The sequence below is a fragment of the Endozoicomonas sp. Z74 genome (assembly GCF_057680865.1).
Map to the genome: position 1 here is coordinate 1 of NZ_JBLYZI010000195.1, position 3,525 is coordinate 3,525.

Below are 3,525 nucleotides of genomic sequence, written 5' to 3' on the forward strand. Positions count from 1 at the left end.
CAACAAAATACCTGTCTCGTTACCTCGGGTGGAAAAGGTTTCTTAAAACTCAACTCTTCTCAGAGGAGGCTTTTTTAGATCAAGTTTCTATACATTGGGTAGAGCAACACTTAATTTGAACAGCGCCTTGACCGTCCTTTATAATGCCTTTAATACAACAGCCCTGACCCAATAACAGCCAGAACTTTATGAAACTGACACCCACCCTGTCCGACGCCCTCCAGAATGCCATTGAAACCAATGTTTGCCACGCTCTTGCAGAAGACGTTGGCTCCGGGGATATCACTGCGGCCCTGATTCCCGAACAGCAACAGGCCACTGCCCGGATTATCTGCCGGGATAAAGCCGTTATCAGCGGCCGCCCCTGGTTTGATGAAGTATTTCGCCAACTGGACCCGACCGTGCAACTGGAGTGGCAGGTCAGTGAGGGTGAAACAGTAGAGCCGAACCAGGTGCTGGTAGTGCTGAAAGGTTCCGCACGCAGCCTGTTGACCGGTGAACGCTGCGCCATGAACTTCCTGCAGACACTGTCCGGCACCGCTACCCGCTGCCAGCACTATGCCAGCCTGGTCAGCCACACCGGGGTCAGGCTGCTGGATACCCGAAAAACCCTCCCAGGCCTCCGAATTGCCCAGAAATACGCGGTGGTCTCCGGGGGATGTCATAATCATCGCATTGGGCTGTATGATGCGTTCCTGGTTAAAGAGAACCATATCGCCGCCTGTGGCGGAATCCAGAATGCCGTGGTCAATGCTCACGATATCGCTCCCGGAAAGCCGGTGGAGATTGAAGTGGAATCCCTTGATGAGTTCAGGCTGGCCCGGGAGGCCGGAGCCGATATCATCATGCTGGATAACTTTCCCCTGCCCCGGCTATCCGAAGCGGTTCAACTGAACCAGGCATTGCCGGGTAACACGCCCAAACTGGAAGCTTCCGGGGGAGTAACCCAGGAAACCCTCCAGGCAATTGCAGAAACCGGCGTCGACTTCATCTCCATTGGCACTCTGACCAAAGACTGCCAGTCGGTGGATCTGTCCATGCGAATCATTGAGGGAGAACAGCCTTGAGCCAGTCAACAGCCTTGAGCAGATCAAAAACCTCGAGCCAGGGGAAAATTCTGGTGACCGGTGGTGCCGGTTACATTGGTAGCCACACCTGTGTTGAGCTGCTCAATGAAGGCTATGACCTGGTGGTTCTGGACAACTTCAGTAACAGCTGCCAGGAGTCTCTGAAGCGGGTTCAGGAAATTACCGGCAAAAAACTGGAACTGGTAGAAGGCGATATTCGTGACCGCGCCCTGCTGGATTCTCTGTTTGCCCGCCATTCGGTTGAAGCGGTGGTTCATTTTGCCGGACTGAAAGCAGTGGGTGAGTCGGTCAGCCTGCCCCTAGACTATTACGACAACAATGTCCACGGTACCCTGGTGTTGCTTGAGGCCATGAAACAGGCCGGTGTCAAAACCATCGTTTTCAGCTCTTCAGCCACGGTTTACGGTGATCCCGCCAGCCTGCCCATCCGGGAAGACTTCCCCACATCCGCCACCAACCCTTATGGCCGCTCGAAACTGATGATTGAGGAGATCCTCCAGGATCTTCATACCTCAGACGACAGCTGGCGCATTGCCCTGCTGCGCTACTTCAACCCCGTGGGCGCACACCCTTCAGGCAGGATTGGAGAAGACCCCAGCGATATTCCCAACAACCTGATGCCGTACATTTCCCAGGTAGCCATCGGCAAGCTGGAAAAACTGAGCGTGTTTGGCAGCGATTACCCCACCCATGACGGTACCGGTGTTCGCGACTACATTCATGTGGTCGACCTGGCCATAGGGCATGTAAGGGCCATTGAGAAGCTTCAGAAAACCGAGGGCATTCACGCCTGGAACCTGGGGGTTGGCAAAGGGTACAGTGTTCTGGAGATGGTAGCGGCCTTTGAAACAGCCTCAGAAAAACCCGTGCCCTATCAGCTCTCAGACCGACGCCCTGGCGATATTGCCGCCTGTTATGCCGCCACAGAAAAGGCAAGGAATGAGCTGGGCTGGCAGGCTGAAAAAGGCCTTGAAGAGATGGTCACCGACAGCTGGCGCTGGCAGTCCGGCAACCCCAATGGTTACCGGAATTAAACCCAACCCGTAAAACCGGCTCCCATACCCCGCTGTGGGAGCCTCCTCCTTTTAATAATCCAGCTTCAACAGACTCACTTTTCACCGGTTCGAGCCGAAGGGGAAGTTAATATCCCTGCGGATGGAATAATGAAAAGCCTTATCCCTGTTTCTATTGCCATACCCCTTCTGAGCCTCCCGGTTCTGGCGGATGAATGTCCTCAATGGAGCCTGGATGAAGCCCGAGACAACATACGGGACCTGGAGCGGGAAATCGCTCATCACGACTCGCTCTATTTCAACCATAATGCCCCCATCATCAGTGATGAAGAGTACGACAGCCTGAGCGCCCTGCTGAGTCAATGGCAGGCCTGCTTTGCAGAAGCCAGCCTTCCCCGGAAAAACGTTCCAGACCAGGAGGCCCGAAGAGCAAGCTCTACCCGGCGAACCCTGCCTCACCGAGCCTTTATGGGCAGCCTGAAAAAAGCAGAGTCTGCTAATGAAGTGGCTGGTTTTATAAGAGCGCTGAATACCTCGCCGGTGCTGGTTCAGCCGAAAATAGACGGCATTGCCGTTGAGCTTGTGTATAGAAAGGGGAAGCTGGTCGCCGCCACCACCCGGGGCAATGGTGAACAGGGACAGGATATCCTCAGCCTGGTATTGAGCATGCCATTAATCCCGAACCCCTTGGTACTGCATTCAGCCCATGAACAAAAGAGCGAAAATTTACCCTTTGAAACACTCAACCCCATTCTCCATGGAGAACTGTTCAGCCGACTGGATAAAATGCCTCCCCGCCTGCTCCGGCAATACGCCAGCGCCCGGCATCTGGTGGCGGGGCAGCTCAGCCGGGGAGAACCGGAAAGCCCGGCCCTGAAAGCCATTGCTTTTTTCCCCTGGCGCTGGGTCAACTCCCCCTACTCCTCGGACCAGGAGTCCATCCGCCACTTGAATCAACTGGGTTTTTCATTGGTTGAACAACATTCTCACAGGGTCTCCGGCCTTGCTGACATCAAACAGCACCGGAATCAGTATGCCAACCCTCAGGTACGCCACCCATTTTTGATGGACGGAATTGTCATCAAAGCCGATGACCTTAAGCTCAGAACCCATTTTGGCTGGAATGGCGACACTCCTGGCTGGGCACTGGCCTGGAAATTTCCAGCCATTACCGCCACCACAGAAATCCGCCAGATTGAATTTACCATCGGTCGAACCGGCGCTGTTCAAATTAAATGTTGCTAACATGGTCTATACTCCCTGAGCATGAGAATTGTCGTGTAAAGTGGAGTTCCAGCCATGAAACCTCAGCAATTCCAAGACATCCTGAAGTCCATACCCATGATGTCCCCAGAGCAGATCGGTGTCCTCCATAAAACTCTGCCGCCCTCACCCATTGCCGGTGATGCACAAGGTATTTCCGG

At 54.2% G+C, this 3,525-nt stretch carries 3 protein-coding genes; all 3 read left to right on the top strand.

The features are described from left to right. Positions 1-188: 188 nt before the first annotated feature. The 3 genes from nadC (at position 189) to ACNRUY_RS26015 (ending at position 3,346) form a co-directional block, all read left to right on the top strand. Entirely contained in the window at positions 189-1,067 is an 879-nt protein-coding gene (gene nadC / locus ACNRUY_RS26005; protein ID WP_488114576.1) for a carboxylating nicotinate-nucleotide diphosphorylase, read from the top strand. Next, positions 1,064-2,122, top strand: coding sequence for a UDP-glucose 4-epimerase GalE (galE, locus tag ACNRUY_RS26010; RefSeq protein ID WP_488114577.1), 1,059 nt, complete (start codon positions 1,064-1,066; stop codon positions 2,120-2,122). Before nadC ends, galE begins: the two co-directional genes overlap by 4 nt. A 129-nt stretch (positions 2,123-2,251) precedes the next feature. Continuing rightward, positions 2,252-3,346 carry a DNA ligase LigA-related protein gene (locus tag ACNRUY_RS26015; RefSeq protein WP_488114578.1) on the top strand — a complete coding sequence of 365 codons (1,095 nt, stop codon included), beginning with the start codon at positions 2,252-2,254 and terminating at the stop codon, positions 3,344-3,346. Positions 3,347-3,525 lie beyond the last annotated feature (179 nt).